Consider the following 16318-nt stretch of genomic DNA (forward strand, 5'->3'; position numbering starts at 1 on the left):
AGGCAAGACCGCGAAACAGGCCATCATCGCGGTCGCCCGCAAGCTGCTAACGATCCTCAACGCGATGCTGCGAACGGGCAAACCCTTCGACCCGAAAGCCGTCTGACACGCGGTGACCGATTACGGTCCCGGCGCGGAGGCCGGGACGCGAGAAGCTTGGAGCCCCGCATGGTGTAACAGGGCGGCGTCGCCAAGGACCCGCGCGGCCGCCTCACCCGCGCTCACGCCGCCGCGTCGAGGCTCCGCAGGCCGGCCATCTCGCAGATCGCCGCAAGCACCGCGTCCGGCCCCTTGTCATGCCGCAGCGCGGTGAACAGGAACGGCCGGCCCTGCCGCATCCGGATCGCATCGCGCTCCATCACCTCGAGCGACGCGCCGACATGCGGCGCCAGATCGGTCTTGTTGATGATCAGCAGGTCCGACTTGGTGATCGCCGGGCCGCCCTTGCGCGGGATCTCCTCGCCGGCCGCCACATCGATCACATAGATGGTGAAATCCGCCAGCTCCGGCGAGAAGGTGGCCGAGAGGTTGTCGCCTCCCGACTCCACCAGCACCACCTCGAGATCGGCGTGCCGCCTGCGCATCTCGGCAATGGCGGCGAGGTTGATCGAGGCATCCTCGCGAATCGCAGTATGCGGGCAGCCGCCGGTTTCCACCCCCATCACCCGGTCGCCGGGCAGCACCTGCATGCGCATCAGCGCCTCGGCGTCCTCCTGCGTGTAGATGTCATTGGTGATCACCCCGATCGAATAGCCGGGGTGCATCAGCCCGGCGAGTTTGGCGGTCAGCGTGGTCTTGCCGGCGCCGACGGGGCCGCCGATGCCGATGCGGAGGGGTCCGTTCATCCGGGTCATGAGCGAAAGATCCTTGGTTGCAGGGTTTCATGCGCCATCGCCGCCACGTCCGACAGGAAGGCATTGGAATAGAGGTCCGAGGCCGTGGCCCCGGTGGTTTCCGCCGCCAGCCGGGCGCAAAGCGGGGTCAGCGCGGCCAGCGCCGCCTGCCCCTCAGTCTGGCCCAGCGGCACGAGGCGGATCGCGGCCGACACCAGGTTGCCGGCGAAGGCATGCAGGTACATCGCCGTGGTCGCCTCCAGCGGCAGGCCGGCCAGCCGCGCGGCGCGGCCCAGCGCCACCGGCAGCATCAGGTCCGGCAGGTCGAAACCCCAGATGTCGCGTACGGTCTGGCAGAAGGCCGCGCCCTGCAGGTGGCCCTCCTGCAGGCGCTCGGCCGAGGCGGCAAAGGCGCGCGCGGTGGCATCGACCTCGCCCAGCGCGGCCGCGTCCTCGGCCTGCCAGCCCAGCGCGATCAGCACCGCGTCGGCGCGGCCGGTGCCGTCCTGCAAAAGCGGCTCCAGCCAGTCGCGCAGGCTCTCGGCCGAGGTCACCCAGCCACGGGCGATGGCGGTCTCCAACCCGTGCGAATAGGCGAAGGCGCCGACCGGAAAGGACGGCGAGAGCCAGTGTTGCAGGGTCAGCAGGTCAGTGTGCATGTGCCGTGTGCCCGTGCTCATGCGCATGGGTGCGGCCATGGCCATAGGCGCCGCCCTCGGGGGTAAAGGGCTCGGTCACCTCGGCGAGCGTGGCGCCCAGATGTTCGAGCATGTGGCCGATCACCGGGTCACGCTGGATCAGCAGGCGGGCCCCGTCGATCTGGCACGGCGTGTGGCGATTGCCGATATGCCAGGCCAGCCGTGTGAGATCTTGGCCGGTGACGGCGTAGAGGTCCTCCTCGGCGGCCACCACCTCGATACAGGCGCCATTGGCCAGGGCAAAGCCCTGACGGTGATCGACCGAGGTGGTGTGCTCAAGATCGACCAGAAAGCGCAAGCCGCGCTCGGTGGTGAGCACCTTGCGGCGCAGGAAGCGGTCCCCGTAGGTGAGGTGCACCCGGTCGGTGCAATTGTCGGGATGGGGGATCACGGTCTGGGTGACGGGGAGGGTCATTCTCTAAATCTCGCTCGATCGCTTCCGAAGTGGGCTTCTCTATGGCAATTGGGGCAAAGGGCCATTGTGTTTTCAATCGTGTCAAGCCCCCCCTCAGACAGTGGAGTAATGTGATGGACCTCCAAGAAAGCTGTCCCGTCATCTCGGAAGAAAGGTGCTGATTTATTACAGCCTTCACATTTTCCTTCACTAATACTCAATCGCTCGGCCACGACGTAAGGGTTGCGGCGAAATGCGGTCGTTAGAACGCTTAAACGTTGCGGAATCTCCCGCCATTGCTTTAATTGTGTCTCGCGGTCCTTTTTTGAAAGCAAGGCTGCCGCTGTGATCTGAGTCTGAAAGGCTCCTGATAGATCCTCTGTCAAGTAGTCAATTTCGGAAACCCGCGAATTCGAGTATGCCTTTGAGAACCTGTCTCTCACTTCGGCTAGCGTTCGCAACTTTCCACGCTTAAAACTTTCGTAGTATTCTATATGCCCAGAAAGAGCCTCAATTGCGCTTCTCAAGCCTCCCGGACCGAAGTCGGTCTGTATGTTGGAGAGGTATAACTCAACAGCATTCGCATTAATAGCGCGCTTGAAGGTACGGCCTTCGGTCATAAACTCGACGGTTCGGATATAGTCCGAAGCTGAAGTCGAGTTCATACCCGCTCTGGTCGCTTCTTTCACAGCAGCCTTGAAGTCCAATTGCCCTTTGACAACCTTGACGCCTAAATCGTAGCACAGAGAGAAGTCGCTTTCAGTGATCGCTGCCATAGCCGAGCGCCCTAAAACAGGAAATACCGCTGCGCCATCGGCAGCACCTCGGCCGGCTGACAGGTCAGCAGCTCGCCGTCGGCGCGCACCTCGTAGGTCTCGGGGTGCACCTCAACATGCGGCGTCGCGGTGTTCAGCTTGAGGTGCGACTTGCCGATCTTGCGGGTGTTCTCTACCGCCACGGTCTGTTTCGCCAGCCCCCAGGTGTCGCGAATGCCCTCGGCCTGGGCGGCGGCAGAGACGAAGGTCACCGCCGAGTTCTCGACCGAGCGGCCATAGGCGCCCCACATCGGCCGCGAATAGACCGGCTGCGGCGTCGGGATCGAGGCATTGGGATCGCCCATCTGCGCGCAGGCAATGGTGCCGCCAAGCAGGACCATCTCGGGCTTCACGCCAAAGAACGCCGGGTTCCAGAGCACCAGATCGGCGCGTTTGCCGGGCTCGATGGAGCCGATCTCGTGGCTCAACCCGTGCGCGATGGCGGGGTTGATGGTGTATTTCGCGATATAGCGGCGGACGCGGAAGTTGTCGTTGTCGCCGGTCTCCTCGGCCAGCCGGCCGCGCTGCTTCTTCATCTTGTCGGCGGTCTGCCAGGTGCGGATCAGCACCTCGCCCACCCGGCCCATCGCCTGGCTGTCCGAGGCGATGATTGAAAACGCGCCCATGTCGTGCAGGATGTCCTCGGCGGCGATGGTCTCGCGGCGGATGCGGCTCTCGGCAAAGGCCACGTCCTCGGGGATCGACTTGTCGAGGTGGTGGCAGACCATGAGCATGTCGAGATGCTCTTCCAGGGTGTTCACGGTGAACGGACGCGTCGGGTTGGTCGACGAAGGCAGCACATGCTCTTCGCCGCAGATCTTGATGATGTCGGGGGCATGGCCGCCGCCGGCACCCTCGGTATGAAAGGCATGGATCGTGCGGCCCTTCATGGCGCCCACGGTGTGCTCGACGAAACCGCTCTCATTGAGCGTATCGGTGTGAATCATCACCTGCACGTCCATATCATCGGCCACCGAGAGGCAGCAGTCGATGGCGGCGGGCGTGGTGCCCCAGTCCTCGTGCAGTTTCAGCGCGCAGGCGCCGCCCTTGACCTGCTCGATCAGCGCCTCGGGCAGCGAGGCATTGCCCTTGCCGGCAAAGGCGAGGTTCATCGGAAAGGCGTCGGCCGCCTGCAGCATCCGCCCCATGTGCCACGGTCCCGGCGTGCAGGTGGTGGCCAGCGTGCCATGCGCCGGGCCGGTGCCGCCGCCAAGCATGGTGGTCAGGCCGGAATGCAGCGCGTCATCGATCTGCTGCGGGCAGATGAAATGGATGTGACTGTCGAAGCCGCCGGCGGTGAGAATGCGCCCCTCGCCGGCGATCACCTCGGTGCCCGGCCCGACGATGATGTCGACGCCGGGCTGGGTGTCGGGGTTGCCCGCCTTGCCGATGGCGGCGATGCGGCCGTCCTTGAGGCCGACGTCGGCCTTCACGATACCGGTGTAATCCACGATCAGCGCGTTGGTAATCACCGTATCCACCGCGCCGCCCGCCCGGGTGACCTGCGACTGGCCCATGCCGTCGCGGATCACCTTGCCGCCGCCGAACTTGACCTCCTCGCCATAGGCCAGCGCGGTTCCGCCCTGGCCGCCGGTCGCGGAACTGCCGGCCCGTTCGGCAATCAGGTCGCGCTCAACCTCGATGATCAGGTCGGTGTCGGCGAGCCGCAGGCGGTCTCCGACGGTGGGGCCGAACATGGCGGCGTAATCGGAACGTTTGATCGTGGCGGGCATCTTGGGTTTATGTCCTCTTCGGGCCGCGCTTGATCAGCCGGCCGACGTTGGATTTGGTGGTGCTGCGAATGGGCTTGAGCGCGTGACCCAGGGTCTTGTGCGCCTCTTGGCCCTTCATCGTGCCCAGCACCATGCGGGTGCCGGCCTCGGTGAAGGCCTTCTGCTTTTCGGTGACCATGCGGGTGTTCTCTGACGGCAGGACCGACCAGAGACCGGCCCAGCCCATGACGCGCATCCAGATCACCGCGCTGGCCTCCATCGCCATCAAGGTGGCCTGTGTCTGGAATTTCAGCATGCCGAAAGGATCGGTGTAAACATCGTATTTCATAACGTACCCATTACCCGTTGATTGAAGCCGTAGATGCGACGGGCACCGGAGACCGGGATCAGGCTGACCTCGCGCCGCTGGCCGGGTTCGAACCGGACTGCGGTGCCTGCAGCGATGTCCAGACGTCTTCCGCGTGCGGCGTCCCGGTCGAAATCTAGCGCGGGGTTGGCTTCTGCAAAGTGATAATGCGAGCCCACCTGCACCGGCCGGTCGCCGGTGTTGGCCACCATCAGCGTGATCGCCTCGGCGCCGTCGTTCAGCGTCAGGCGGCCCTCGGCGGGAAAGAGCTCGCCGGGGATCATTTGCGCAGCACCATCAGCGCGGTCGCGAGGGCAACGAGGCCCAGCGCCAGCGCCACGGTCAGCCAGTTGCCGGCGCCGTGCGGATGCAGATGCGCGCCGGAGTGGGCCAGCGCGGGGGCGGCGGTGAGGGTGAGGACGGGGGCGAGCAGGCGGGTCATGGGGGGTCTCCTTTGGGGGGGCGGTGGGTTGCAAACCCACCCGACGGGTCAGCGGATGGGGTTGTGGACGGTGACGAGCTTGGTGCCGTCGGGAAAGGTTGCCTCGACCTGGACCTCGTGGATCATCTCGGGCACGCCTTCCATGCACTGGCTGCGGCCGATCACCTGTGCGCCGGCCTCCATCATGTCGGCCACCGAGCGGCCGTCGCGGGCGCCTTCGACCACGGCGTCGGTGATCAGGGCAATCGCCTCGGGGTGGTTCAGCTTGACGCCGCGGCTCAGCCGCTTGCGGGCGATCTCGGCGGCCATGGCGACGAGCAGCTTGTCCTTTTCGCGGGGGGTCAGGTTCATCGGGTCACAATCTCCAGGAAACAGGCAGGGTATCGCCAGACAGCCGGTCCAGCACCGGCAGCAGATGCTGCCGCAGGACGTGGCTGTCGGGGCTCAGAAGGCGCAGCACCAGCACATCGGGCGCCAGCAGGCTGGCACCGCCGCTGGCGGGCAGATGGGCACGGACGGCGGCCAGATGCGCCTCGGCATCGGGCGCGACATAGACCAGCGAGGCCATCGCCCCGGCACCACCGGCAATGGCCATGCGGGCCAGCTGGCGGCTGATGTCGCCGTCAAGGCGAACTCCATCAAGATAGAGCGGCCGGCCGTCGCGGCGCAGGGTGATGTGGTCGTGAAAGCGCGCCGCGCTCAGGCGCTCGCCCATGGCGGCGCGACCGAAAACCACCGGTTCGACCAGCAGCAGACGCGCGTCACTGGCCAGATCGACCGTCAGCCGCCGACGCAGGGCGCAGCCGTCATAGAGAATGAGTTCCTGCGGCAGCCAGTGCATCACGCCGCCGGCGGCCACGGCAAGCGTGCTCTCCACCGTGCCGAATTCGCCGTCGCGGCTGCGATAGGCGCGCTCGGCCGCCTGCGTCGTCAGCCCCAGCGCCGCGCCGGGCCCGGCACTGGCACTCAGCGACAGCCGGTCGCCGCCGGTCACGCCGCCGGCAGTATTGATACAGATCGCCTGCAGCATGTCGCCGCCGCGCGGAAACAGCGCCTTCATCGCCCCGGCCTGGCGCAGCCCGTCGACCACGCTGCGCGCGCCCTGACGCTTGGCCGAGAGCACGACCTGTCCACGCGCCCGCGGCTGTGCGGCAAGCGGTTGAAAGGCTTGGGATATCGAGGACTGCAAGGTGATGGGGGCGCTCCGCTGAAAACACGTGTTCTGCTGCGGATTGAGCATATCGGATGGGCGAATGGCCAGATTCGCGGCAGTTTGCGAGCAAATCTCCAGCGATTTAGCCTGCAATTTAAGCAACAGAGGTTAACGCCGCCCAGAAATGAGGCAATGGCCGAGGGGAGCCTCGAAATCGACGCGGCGGAATTGATCCCTTCGCCGCAATGCAGAACTCATGTCCTTGCTCACGCAACGGTGACATCCCGCAAGGGCACCCGGCGCAGGGCGTGTGACGGCCCAGAGAACTGGCATTCAAAGCGGCCGCCACACTTTCGCAACATAGGTTGCAGGGCTTTCTGTAGGCCGCCGCGTCCCCTGGCGCAATGGTCCCACAGCCGCCCTGCGGGGAGAGACAGATATGACCCGTATCAACAAGACATTCACCAGTATCGCCGCGCTTGGCATGTTCGCCGCCGCACCCGCCTTTGCCGCCGATTGCCCGATCAAGGTCGGCGTTCTGCATTCGCTGTCCGGCACCATGGCGATCTCGGAAACCACGCTGAAAGACACCGTCGAGATGCTGGTCGAGCAGCAGAACGAAAAGGGCGGCCTGCTGGGCTGCGAGCTCGAAGCCGTCGTCGTCGACCCGGCCTCGGACTGGCCACTGTTTGCCGAGAAGGCCCGCGAGCTGCTGAGCGTTCACGAAGTCGACGTGATCTTCGGCAACTGGACCTCCGTGTCGCGCAAATCGGTGCTGCCGGTGATCGAAGAGCTGAACGGTCTGCTGTTCTACCCGGTGCAGTATGAGGGCGAAGAGTCCTCGAAGAACGTGTTCTACACCGGCGCCGCGCCGAACCAGCAGGCGATCCCGGCCACCGACTACTTCCTCGAGGAACTGGGCGTCGAGAAATTCGCCCTGCTCGGCACCGACTATGTCTATCCCCGCACCACCAACAACATCCTCGAGTCCTACCTGAAGTCCAAGGGCATCGCCGAGGACGACATCTTCGTCAACTACACCCCCTTCGGCCATTCCGACTGGGCCACCATCGTGGCTGACGTCGTCGCACTTGGCGCAGACGGCAAGCAGGTCGGCGTGATCTCGACCATCAATGGCGACGCCAACATCGGCTTCTACAAGGAACTGGCCGCTGCCGGCATCTCGGCCGATGACATCCCTGTCGTCGCGTTCTCGGTCGGGGAAGAGGAACTCTCGGGTCTGGATACCTCCAACCTCGTCGGCCACCTCGCCGCCTGGAACTACTTCCAGTCCGCCGAGACCGACGCCAACGCCGAGTTCATCGAGACCTGGAAGGCCCGGATGGGCGAAGAACGCGTCACCAACGACCCGATGGAAGCCCACTATATCGGCTTCAACATGTGGGCCAACGCCGTCGAAGCGGCCGAGACCACCGAGGTCGACGCCGTCCGCACCGCGATGTACGGCCAGGAGTTCCCGAACCTGACCGGCGGCACCGCCGTGATGCTGCCCAACCACCACCTGGCCAAGCCGGTGCTGATCGGCGAGATCACCGAGGACGGCCAGTTCGACATCGTCAGCCAGACCGCGGAAGTGCCGGGCGACGCCTGGACCGACTTCCTGCCGGAATCGGCGGTGCTGACCTCCGACTGGAAAGACCTCGGCTGCGGCATGTACAACACCGAGACCTCGACCTGCGTGCAGATCAAGTCCAACTACTGATCTGACCTCCCCCCGGGGGGCGCGGCATCGCTGCGCCCCCTTTTGCCTGCACCTCCCCTCCCCTCCCGCAAGAACAGGTCCGCCACAATGCACCGCGTGCTCCTCGCGTGTCTGACGCTCCTTTGCCTGCCGCTGATGGCGCAGGCGCAGGACGAGACGCCCCCTTCCGCCCCCGCCCCGCTGCAAGCCATTCTGCAAGACCACCAGGCGCTGGTCGCCAAGCCCTCGCGCCGTACCATCGGCGCGGTGCTCGAGGCGCTGGTGGCCTCCGGCCTGCCCGAGGTGCCCGGTTTTCTCAATCGCTACGCGGAAAAGGAGGTCTGGCAGCGCGAGGCGGACGGGCTGTTCTTCTATGCCGAGGAACGCGGTGACGCCTATGCGCTGACCGATATTGACAGCGGCGAGGTGGTGGCCGAAGTTCCCAGCGAGGGGCTCAGCAACATCAAGCCCAACGGCGGCGTCCGGCGCGAGATCGGTGCGGCGCTGGTGCAGTTCCAGCTGTCCGACCCCGACATCACCCGCCGCCGCGACGCGCTCGACGCGATCTCGCGCAACCCCGACCCCTCGCAGCTCGAGGCGCTGACCGCCTCGATCGAGGGCGAGGCAGACGCGACGCTGCGCACCCGCAAGGAACGGCTCGCCAACTACCTGACCGCCCGGTTCGGCGAGACCTCCGAGGCGCGTATCTCGGCGATCCGCGCCATGTCGGACGATCTCAGCGTCGAAGGCCGCGCCGTGCTCAACCAAATCCTCGCCACCCGCTTCACCGCCGCCGAAACGCTGCCCGAAGACGCCAACATCGCCCGCGTTATGACCTCCGGCGCGGGCATCGACCGCGACGTCGCCTATGCCGCGCTGGTCGAGGCCGACCTCGCCCCGCCGCTGGTCGAGGCCGCCGAGGTCCGCGCCGCGCTTGAGGGCAATATCATCGGCGGCCGCGTCGGCGGCATCCCTCTCGGCCAGCTCGGCACCTCCGAGGCCCGCGCCAGGGCCTATGCCGCGCTCGCCGCTGCAGGCACCGTCCCGCAACTGGTGACAGACGCAGACATCGATGCCGCGCTTGCCGCAAATGTCTTTTTCGACACTTACGAGGAGGCCGACCCGGCCATCACCGAGGCCGCCGCCGAGACCCTCGCCAGCGTGCAGACCCGCGTCGGCGTCGGCCAGACCATCGACCTGACGATGGACGCGGTCTCGCTGGCCTCGATCTACTTCCTCGCCGCCATCGGCCTTGCCATCACCTTCGGCGTGATGGGCGTGATCAACATGGCGCATGGCGAATTCATCATGATGGGCGCCTATACCGGCTATGTGGTGCAGCTCTTCGTGCCTGACTACACCCTGTCGCTGATTGTCGCCCTGCCGCTGGCCTTTGCCGTCACCTTCGCCGCCGGCGTCGCCATGGAGCGGCTGGTGATCCGCTGGCTCTACCACCGCCCGCTCGAGACGCTGCTGGCCACCTTCGGGATCTCCATCGCGCTGCAGCAGCTGGCCAAGAACATCTTCGGCACCCAGGCCCGCCCGCTGACCTCGCCGGGCTGGCTCGACGGGGCATGGGTGATCAACGACGTGATCCAGATCGCCTATATCCGCATCGCGATCTTCGTGCTGGCGCTGCTGTTCCTCGGCCTGTTGCTGTTCATCCTGAAGAAGACCCGGCTCGGGCTCGAGGTCCGCGCGGTGACCCAGAACCCGCGCATGGCCAGCTCCATGGGCATCAACCCCGACCGGATCAACATGCTGACCTTTGGTCTGGGCTCCGGCATTGCCGGCATCGCCGGTGTCGCTATCGGGCTTTATGCCAAGGTCACCTCGGAAATGGGCGCGGATTACATCGTCCAGAGCTTCATGACCGTGGTCGTCGGCGGCGTCGGCAACGTCTGGGGCACGCTCGCGGGGGCCACGCTCATCGGCTTCCTGCAGAAGGGCATCGAGTTCTTCAACCCGTCCAACACCCTGGCGGCGCAGACCTACATGATCCTCTTCATCATCCTGTTCATCCAGTTCCGTCCCAAGGGCATCGTCGCCCTCAAGGGCCGCGCGGCGGGGGATTGAGCGATGCAGATCCGCACCCTGCCCGACTGCACCCCAGAGGCCGCCGACCTGATCGAGCGTCACACCACCTTCTGCGATGGCACCGCGCCTCCGGGCAGCTGCCACCGCCTGCCGGCCGCGGCGCTGTTTGCGCCAGAGATCACCGTCTGGGGCGTGTTTGACCCGGAGCTGATCGGCATCGGCGCGCTGAAACAGCTCTCGCCCACGGATGGCGAGATCAAGTCGATGCACACCCGCCCCGCCGCCCGCGGCAAGGGCGTGGCCCGCGCGCTGCTGGCGGCGATTGTCGCCGAGGCGCGGGGGCGCGGGATGACCGCGCTCTGGCTCGAGACCGGGGTGCACCCGGATTTCTCCGCCGCCCGCAGCCTCTACGCGGCGCACGGCTTCCACGACTGCCCGCCCTTCGGCAGCTATGCGCTCGACCCGCACAGCACCTTCATGACCCTCGACCTGACCGCGGAGACCGCCCAATGACCCGCTCCTTCCTGTTCCGCAACCCGTCGGTGATGTGGTTTCTCGCGGCCCTCGCCCTCTTCACCCTCTGCGTCACCGCGCTGTCGGAGGCCACCGGCGTCGGCCTCGTCTCGACCAGCTTCGTCAAGACCCTCGGCAAGACCCTCTGCCTCTGCCTGATCGCCATCGCGATGGATGTGGTCTGGGGCTATTGCGGCATCCTTAGCCTCGGCCATTTCGCGTTTTTCGGCATCGGCGGCTATGCCATCGGCATGTGGCTGATGTATGCCCGCACCGAGGGCATCGTGCTCGAAAGCCTGCAGGCCGGCGCGCTGCCGCCGACCCCGCAGGAGGTTTCCGACGCCATCGCCGGGCAGATCTTCGGCGTCGTCGGCGCCTCCGAGCTGCCGGGCCTCTGGAGCTTTGCGCATTCGCTGCCGCTGCAGCTGGCCGCCGTCGTCATCGTGCCGGGCCTTCTGGCGCTGGTCTTCGGCTGGCTCGCCTTCCGCAGCCGCGTCACCGGCGTCTACCTGTCGATCCTGACCCAGGCGATGACGCTGGCGCTGGCGCTCTACCTGTTCCAGAACGACACCGGGCTGCGCGGCAACAACGGCCTGTCGGGCCTGCAGAACATCCCCGGCTTCGAGGACACGCCGCAATCGGTGGTCTCGATGGGGTTCTTCTGGGCCTCGGCGCTGGCACTGGGCCTCGGCTACCTGCTGTTCGCGCTGGTGGTCGACGGCAAGATGGGCAGCGTCATCCGCGCCATCCGCGACAACGAGGCCCGGGTGCGCTTCCTTGGCTACCATGTCGAGAGCTACAAGCTCTTCGTCTTCACCCTGACCGCCGTGGTCGCGGGTATCGCCGGGGCGCTCTACTACCCGCAGGCCGGCATCATCAACCCGGCCGAGATCGCCCCCATCGCCTCGATCTACCTCGCGGTCTGGGTCGCCATCGGCGGCCGCGGCAGGCTCTACGGTGCGGTGATCGGCGCCGCCTTCGTCTCGCTCCTGTCGAGCTGGTTCACCGGCGGCGGTGCGCCCGCCATCCCGCTCGGCTTCTACACCATCCAGTGGACCGACTGGTGGCTGGTGCTGCTCGGCCTGTCGTTCGTGCTGGTCACCCTGTTCTTCCCCAAGGGCATCGGCGGTCTCTTTGACTACATCACCATCCGCCATCCGATCCCCGACCGCGTCGGCGACTACGGTCCCGACGGCGGCGCCCGCCGCAAGGAGGAGGGCAAGCCATGAAAACGCTTCTCGAAATGTCCGGCGTCTCGGTCAGCTTTGACGGCTTTCGCGCCATCAACAACCTGAGCTTCCAGATCGGCGAGCCGGAACTGCGCGCCATCATCGGCCCCAACGGCGCCGGCAAGACCACCTTCATGGACATCATCACCGGCAAGACCCGGCCGGACGAGGGCCGGGTGCTCTTCGGCGAGAAATCGGTCTCGCTCCTGAAGATGAGCGAAAGCCAGATCGCCCGCGCCGGCGTCGGCCGCAAGTTCCAGAAGCCCACCGTCTTCGAGGCGCAGACCGTGCGCGAGAACCTCGCCATGGCGCTGGCCAACAAGCGCGGGCCGTTCGACGTGCTGGTCTATCGCAAGTCGCGCCGCGGCGCCGAGCGGATCGAGGAGATCGCCGAGCTGATCGGCCTCACCGACGAGCTGCAGCGCACCTCCGGCGAGCTGTCGCACGGCCAGAAGCAATGGCTCGAGATCGGCATGCTGCTGGCGCAGGACCCGCGCCTCTTGCTGGTCGACGAACCGGCGGCGGGGATGACCCCGGCCGAACGCGAGAAGACCACGACGATGCTGGTCGAGGCGGCCAAGAAGCACGCGGTGGTCGTGGTAGAACACGACATGGAGTTCGTCCGCCGGCTGAATTGCAAGGTCACCGTGCTCAACGAGGGCTCGGTGCTGGCCGAAGGCTCGCTCGATCACGTGACCAAGAACAAGGAGGTCATCGATGTCTATCTCGGACGCTAAACCGATGCTGGAAACCCGCGACCTGACGCTGAAATACGGCCACTCCCAGATCCTCCACGGCATCTCGATGCAGGCGCGCGCCGGCGAGGTGACCTGCGTCATGGGCACCAACGGCGTCGGCAAGACCTCGCTCTTGAAGGCAATCTCGGGCAGCCATCCGCGCGCCGGCGGCGAGCTGCTGATCGACGGCGAGGTGATCCCGCCCGCGGCAGCCCATGTGCTGGCGCAAAAGGGCGTGGGCTATGTGCCGCAGGGCCGCGACATCTTTCCTTTGATGACGGTGATGGAGAACCTGGAGACCGGCTATGCCTGCCTGCCGCGGTCGGAGCATGTGGTGCCGGACGAGATCTTCGAGCTGTTTCCAGTGCTGAAACAGATGCGTTCGCGCCGCGGCGGCGACCTCTCGGGCGGCCAGCAGCAACAGCTGGCGATTGCCCGCGCGCTGATCACCAAGCCCAAGCTCTTGCTGCTCGACGAGCCGACCGAAGGCATCCAGCCCAACATCATCCAGCAGATCGGCGAGGTGATCAAATACCTGCGCGGCAAGGGCGAGATGGCGATCGTGCTGGTCGAGCAGTTCTTCGACTTCGCCTATGGGCTCGGCGATCATTTCGTGGTGCTCAAGCGCGGCGAGGTGGTGCTGGAGCGCGACCGCGCCAGCGCCGAGCGTGCGGTTCTGCTGGAGCATGTCTCGGTCTGACCCAACCCGCGCAATCGTGAGACGTTTCGCCAAATTCTCGCCATAACATTCGCCAGTATGATGTTACGGGATTCGGAGGTTTTGTCTCATGTTGAGGATGGTTTGGCTCGCGCTCTGCCTGGCGCTCGGGGGGGCCGGCGGTGTCAGGGCACAGGAAGAAGGTTCGGTCAGCGCCTATGTCTGGGGCAACTCGCTGATCAACCATCCCACCGTATCCGACGGCACCACCGTGCCCTGGTGGCTGGCGCGCATGGCGCTGGCCGACGGCCGCGACTTCGCGCTCAGCGGCCAGTCGGCCTTTGGCATCCAGTTCCCCGACAAGCTGCCGGCGACGCCGGAATGGGGCTTTCCGATGGTGCGCAAAAGCCTGCGGGAGGGCCAGTCCTTTCGCGAGGCGCGGATTGATACCCTGCTGATCAACCCGGAGAACTTCATCCAGTATCAGGCCCCGACCCGGCCCTACGAATACAACAACCCCGATGACCGCAGCCCGGTCAGCGGCACCGTGGCGCTGGCCAGGTGGGTTGCCGACCAGGGGCTGCAGCCGACGGTGTTTCTGTATGAAGGCTGGGCCGAGATGGACCGGTTTCCGCCCTCGCGCCGCAGCTATCGCCGCTATCTCGCGTTCACCACCGGCGACTATCACGACTGGTATGTCGACTATCACGCCGCGGTCGCCGAGGCGCTGCCAAGCCTCGACGTGCGGCTGATCCCGGTGGGGCCGATCCTCACCGGGCTGCTGACCGAAGGCCCTCTGCAGGATCTGCGCGCGGTCGATCTCTATACCGACGATGCGCCGCACGGCACGCCAACCACCTATCTGATCGCCGCCATGGTCACCTATGCCGCGCTCTACAACGCGCCACCGCCGGTGATCGACCTGCCTGACGACGTGCATCCGCTGATGGTCGAGACCTACCCGGCCGCCGCCGATTTCGTCTGGCAGCAAATGCAGGGCCATGCCGCGCCGCGCCGCACGGCCGCCATCGCGCCCGGGACGCCCGAGATCGCCGCCACCGGCACCGGTCTGGCCAATCCCTCGATCGCCATGGGGCTGAACGGCATCGCCGACTGGTCGACGCAGCAGCCGTTCATCGACGTGATGAAGACCGCGCGGCACTGGATCGGCCACTTGCCGGACCAATGGGGCGGGCTCACCTCCGAGGAGATGGCAGCCCGGGGTCTGTTCGACGCGGACGGCTGGCTCACCCGCATGCCGGAGGGGATCGACCGGGTCGAGGCCTTCGTGCTGACCGACATGCCGGAAGAGGCGGTCTCGTTGCAAGGCCGCTACCGGGTGAGCTGGGAGGGCAGCGGCACGCTTGACGTGGTCGGCCTCGCGCGGGTTCAGGAGCGGTCTGAGAACGCGCTCTGGTTCAGCTATGCGCCGGGCGAGGGCACGGTGGCGCTGCAGATCACGGCGACAGATCCCGACACCACCGGCGATTACATCCGCAACATCCGGGTGATCCGCGAGGATCATCTGCCGCTGGCCGAGGCCGGGGCGGTGTTCAACCCGGATTTCATCAACCGGATCAAGGATCTGCGCTCTCTGCGCTACATGGACTGGATGTTCACCAACCACTCGGACAAGGTGACGTGGGAAGACCGGGCGCGGCCCGGGGATTTCAGCTATTTCCGCCGCGGCGTCCCGGTCGAGCATCTGGTGGCGCTGGCCAACCTGGTGGGCGCCGACCCGTGGTTCTGCATGCCGCACAAGGCCGATGACGGCTATGTTCGCGCCTATGCGCAGGCGGTGCGCGACGGGCTCGACCCGCGGCTCAAGGCCTATGCGGAATATTCCAACGAGCTGTGGAACCGCGCCTTCACCCAGGCCACATGGGCCGATGAACAGGCCCGGCTGCGCTGGGGCGACGCGGCCGGCGAGGATGGCTGGATGCAGTTCGCCGGGATGCGCGCGGCCCAGGTGGCCGATATCTGGACCGAGGTCTTCGGGCCCGAGGCCGCCGACCGGCTGGTCAACGTGATCGGCGTGCAGACCGGCTGGCCGGGACTTGAAGAGCCGCTGCTCGACGCGCCGCTCTGGCAGGCCGAGGGCCAAACGCCCCCGGTGACAAGGTTCCAGGCCTATGCGGTCTCGGGCTATTTCGGTCATGCGGTCGGCAGCGAGGACGAGGGCCAGCAGGTCAAGGACCTGCTCGACGCCGCCAGTGACCGCGCCCGCGCCGCCGGAGAGGCCGAGGGGCTGCAACGGGTGGCGCTGCGCGAATACATCCGCGAACGGCAGTTCGACGGCACCATCGCGCCGGTGATCGAACGGCTGCGGCAAGGCTCGGTCCGGGAGCTGACCGAAGAGCTCTGGCCCTATCACGCAAAGGTGGCGCAGCGGCACGGGTTGCAGCTGGTGATGTACGAGGGCGGCACGCATATCCTGGGCCAGGGCAAATGGCTCGATGACCCGGCGATGACCGCCTATTTCCACCGGCTGAACTACGCCCCTGAGATGGGCGCGCTCTATGCCGACCTGCTGACCGCCTGGCGCGGCGTGGGCGGCACCCTGTTCAACGCCTTCGTCGATATCGGCAGCCCGTCGAAATGGGGCAGCTGGGGCCAGCTGCGACATCTGGATGACGTGAGCCCGCGCTGGCAGGCGCTGACGGCGTTCAACGAGAGCACGCCGGCATGGTGGGAGATGCGCGCCCCCGGCACCTTTCAGCACGGCGTGACGCGGCAGGGCAGCGACGCCGGTGAGCGGCTGGAGGGCACCAGCGAAGAGGATATCCTGATCGCTGGCGCCGGCGATGACCTGTTGGTCAGCCTCGGGCGCGGTGATTTCCTGCATGGCGGCCCGGGCCGCGACGTGGCGGAACTGCCGGGCCCCTACGGCAGCTACGGCTTCGACCGCCAGGGCAGCGTTCTGCGCGCCTGGCATGCCGATGGCGTGGTGCATCTGCGCGACATCGAGGTGCTGCGCTTTGCCGATGTCGAGGTGGCGACCGACCTGTTGCAATAGGCCGCCACCCTG

General features: G+C 66.3%; 17 protein-coding genes. 7 read left to right on the forward strand and 10 right to left on the reverse strand.

Annotation, left to right across the window (positions count from 1 at the left end; translation table 11 throughout):
• Positions 1-221: 221 nt before the first annotated feature.
• The 10 genes from ureG to VOI27_RS21120 are packed head-to-tail and all read right to left on the reverse strand — an operon-like array spanning position 222 to position 6384.
• The gene (gene ureG / locus VOI27_RS21075) at positions 222-854 is read right to left on the reverse strand and encodes an urease accessory protein UreG (protein WP_323768263.1); all 633 of its coding nucleotides are present in this window, start codon (positions 852-854) and stop codon (positions 222-224) included.
• A complete protein-coding gene (locus VOI27_RS21080) occupies positions 851-1492 on the reverse strand; it encodes an urease accessory protein UreF (RefSeq protein WP_323768265.1) in 642 nt (213 codons plus the stop codon). Before VOI27_RS21080 ends, ureG begins: the two co-directional genes overlap by 4 nt.
• A complete protein-coding gene (locus VOI27_RS21085; protein ID WP_323768267.1) occupies positions 1482-1946 on the reverse strand; it encodes an urease accessory protein UreE in 465 nt (154 codons plus the stop codon). The genes VOI27_RS21080 and VOI27_RS21085 overlap by 11 nt, the downstream gene beginning before the upstream one ends.
• Positions 1943-2701: an HNH endonuclease gene (locus VOI27_RS21090; RefSeq protein ID WP_323768269.1), complete on the reverse strand. Its 759-nt coding sequence runs from the start codon at positions 2699-2701 to the stop codon at positions 1943-1945. Before VOI27_RS21090 ends, VOI27_RS21085 begins: the two co-directional genes overlap by 4 nt.
• A gap of 11 nt (positions 2702-2712) precedes the next feature.
• Complete coding sequence (gene ureC / locus VOI27_RS21095; RefSeq protein WP_323768271.1) at positions 2713-4473, reverse strand: urease subunit alpha; 1761 nt, start codon at positions 4471-4473, stop codon at positions 2713-2715.
• Between the two features lie 7 nt (positions 4474-4480).
• Positions 4481-4801: an antifreeze protein gene (locus VOI27_RS21100; RefSeq protein WP_323768273.1), complete on the reverse strand. Its 321-nt coding sequence runs from the start codon at positions 4799-4801 to the stop codon at positions 4481-4483.
• Positions 4798-5103, reverse strand: a complete 306-nt coding sequence (locus VOI27_RS21105; RefSeq protein WP_323768275.1) for an urease subunit beta — start codon at positions 5101-5103, stop codon at positions 4798-4800. Before VOI27_RS21105 ends, VOI27_RS21100 begins: the two co-directional genes overlap by 4 nt.
• Complete coding sequence (locus VOI27_RS21110; protein WP_323768278.1) at positions 5100-5261, reverse strand: hypothetical protein; 162 nt, start codon at positions 5259-5261, stop codon at positions 5100-5102. Before VOI27_RS21110 ends, VOI27_RS21105 begins: the two co-directional genes overlap by 4 nt.
• A gap of 48 nt (positions 5262-5309) precedes the next feature.
• The gene (locus VOI27_RS21115) at positions 5310-5612 is read right to left on the reverse strand and encodes an urease subunit gamma (protein ID WP_323768280.1); all 303 of its coding nucleotides are present in this window, start codon (positions 5610-5612) and stop codon (positions 5310-5312) included.
• A 4-nt stretch (positions 5613-5616) separates the two neighbouring features.
• Positions 5617-6384 (reverse strand): urease accessory protein UreD, encoded by a 768-nt coding sequence (locus VOI27_RS21120; RefSeq protein WP_323768282.1) that lies wholly within the window; start codon positions 6382-6384, stop codon positions 5617-5619.
• 469 nt (positions 6385-6853) lie between these two features.
• Between VOI27_RS21120 and urtA the strand changes: the two genes are divergently transcribed.
• The 7 genes from urtA to VOI27_RS21155 all read left to right on the forward strand — a co-directional run bounded on the left by urtA (position 6854) and on the right by VOI27_RS21155 (position 16306).
• On the forward strand, positions 6854-8137 hold the full coding sequence (gene urtA, locus VOI27_RS21125) for an urea ABC transporter substrate-binding protein (RefSeq protein ID WP_416374705.1): 1284 nt from the start codon (positions 6854-6856) through the stop codon (positions 8135-8137).
• Positions 8138-8224: 87 nt separating this feature from the next.
• Positions 8225-10192 (forward strand): urea ABC transporter permease subunit UrtB, encoded by a 1968-nt coding sequence (gene urtB / locus VOI27_RS21130; RefSeq protein ID WP_323768284.1) that lies wholly within the window; start codon positions 8225-8227, stop codon positions 10190-10192.
• A gap of 3 nt (positions 10193-10195) precedes the next feature.
• Complete coding sequence (locus VOI27_RS21135) at positions 10196-10666, forward strand: GNAT family N-acetyltransferase (RefSeq protein ID WP_323768286.1); 471 nt, start codon at positions 10196-10198, stop codon at positions 10664-10666.
• Positions 10663-11895 (forward strand): urea ABC transporter permease subunit UrtC, encoded by a 1233-nt coding sequence (gene urtC / locus VOI27_RS21140; RefSeq protein ID WP_323768288.1) that lies wholly within the window; start codon positions 10663-10665, stop codon positions 11893-11895. Before VOI27_RS21135 ends, urtC begins: the two co-directional genes overlap by 4 nt.
• Entirely contained in the window at positions 11892-12632 is a 741-nt protein-coding gene (gene urtD / locus VOI27_RS21145; RefSeq protein WP_323768290.1) for an urea ABC transporter ATP-binding protein UrtD, read from the forward strand. The genes urtC and urtD overlap by 4 nt, the downstream gene beginning before the upstream one ends.
• A gap of 4 nt (positions 12633-12636) precedes the next feature.
• Positions 12637-13332: an urea ABC transporter ATP-binding subunit UrtE gene (gene urtE / locus VOI27_RS21150; RefSeq protein WP_323768330.1), complete on the forward strand. Its 696-nt coding sequence runs from the start codon at positions 12637-12639 to the stop codon at positions 13330-13332.
• A gap of 88 nt (positions 13333-13420) precedes the next feature.
• Positions 13421-16306, forward strand: coding sequence for a calcium-binding protein (locus VOI27_RS21155; RefSeq protein WP_323768292.1), 2886 nt, complete (start codon positions 13421-13423; stop codon positions 16304-16306).
• Positions 16307-16318 lie beyond the last annotated feature (12 nt).

Origin of the sequence: Marinovum sp. (assembly GCF_034669705.1) — a bacterium.
In the GTDB taxonomy this organism is placed as follows: Bacteria; Pseudomonadota; Alphaproteobacteria; order Rhodobacterales; family Rhodobacteraceae; genus Marinovum.

What these genes read in the sequence shown, in the direction of transcription:
- ureG (WP_323768263.1), bottom strand. Translation starts at nt 854, where the DNA reads ATGACCCGGATGAACGGACCCCTCCGCATCGGCATCGGCGGCCCCGTC.
- VOI27_RS21080 (WP_323768265.1), bottom strand. Translation starts at nt 1,492, where the DNA reads ATGCACACTGACCTGCTGACCCTGCAACACTGGCTCTCGCCGTCCTTT.
- VOI27_RS21085 (WP_323768267.1), bottom strand. Translation starts at nt 1,946, where the DNA reads ATGACCCTCCCCGTCACCCAGACCGTGATCCCCCATCCCGACAATTGC.
- VOI27_RS21090 (WP_323768269.1), bottom strand. Translation starts at nt 2,701, where the DNA reads ATGGCAGCGATCACTGAAAGCGACTTCTCTCTGTGCTACGATTTAGGC.
- ureC (WP_323768271.1), bottom strand. Translation starts at nt 4,473, where the DNA reads ATGCCCGCCACGATCAAACGTTCCGATTACGCCGCCATGTTCGGCCCC.
- VOI27_RS21100 (WP_323768273.1), bottom strand. Translation starts at nt 4,801, where the DNA reads ATGAAATACGATGTTTACACCGATCCTTTCGGCATGCTGAAATTCCAG.
- VOI27_RS21105 (WP_323768275.1), bottom strand. Translation starts at nt 5,103, where the DNA reads ATGATCCCCGGCGAGCTCTTTCCCGCCGAGGGCCGCCTGACGCTGAAC.
- VOI27_RS21110 (WP_323768278.1), bottom strand. Translation starts at nt 5,261, where the DNA reads ATGACCCGCCTGCTCGCCCCCGTCCTCACCCTCACCGCCGCCCCCGCG.
- VOI27_RS21115 (WP_323768280.1), bottom strand. Translation starts at nt 5,612, where the DNA reads ATGAACCTGACCCCCCGCGAAAAGGACAAGCTGCTCGTCGCCATGGCC.
- urtA (WP_416374705.1), top strand. Translation starts at nt 6,854, where the DNA reads ATGACCCGTATCAACAAGACATTCACCAGTATCGCCGCGCTTGGCATG.
- urtB (WP_323768284.1), top strand. Translation starts at nt 8,225, where the DNA reads ATGCACCGCGTGCTCCTCGCGTGTCTGACGCTCCTTTGCCTGCCGCTG.
- VOI27_RS21135 (WP_323768286.1), top strand. Translation starts at nt 10,196, where the DNA reads ATGCAGATCCGCACCCTGCCCGACTGCACCCCAGAGGCCGCCGACCTG.
- urtC (WP_323768288.1), top strand. Translation starts at nt 10,663, where the DNA reads ATGACCCGCTCCTTCCTGTTCCGCAACCCGTCGGTGATGTGGTTTCTC.
- urtD (WP_323768290.1), top strand. Translation starts at nt 11,892, where the DNA reads ATGAAAACGCTTCTCGAAATGTCCGGCGTCTCGGTCAGCTTTGACGGC.
- urtE (WP_323768330.1), top strand. Translation starts at nt 12,637, where the DNA reads ATGCTGGAAACCCGCGACCTGACGCTGAAATACGGCCACTCCCAGATC.
- VOI27_RS21155 (WP_323768292.1), top strand. Translation starts at nt 13,421, where the DNA reads ATGTTGAGGATGGTTTGGCTCGCGCTCTGCCTGGCGCTCGGGGGGGCC.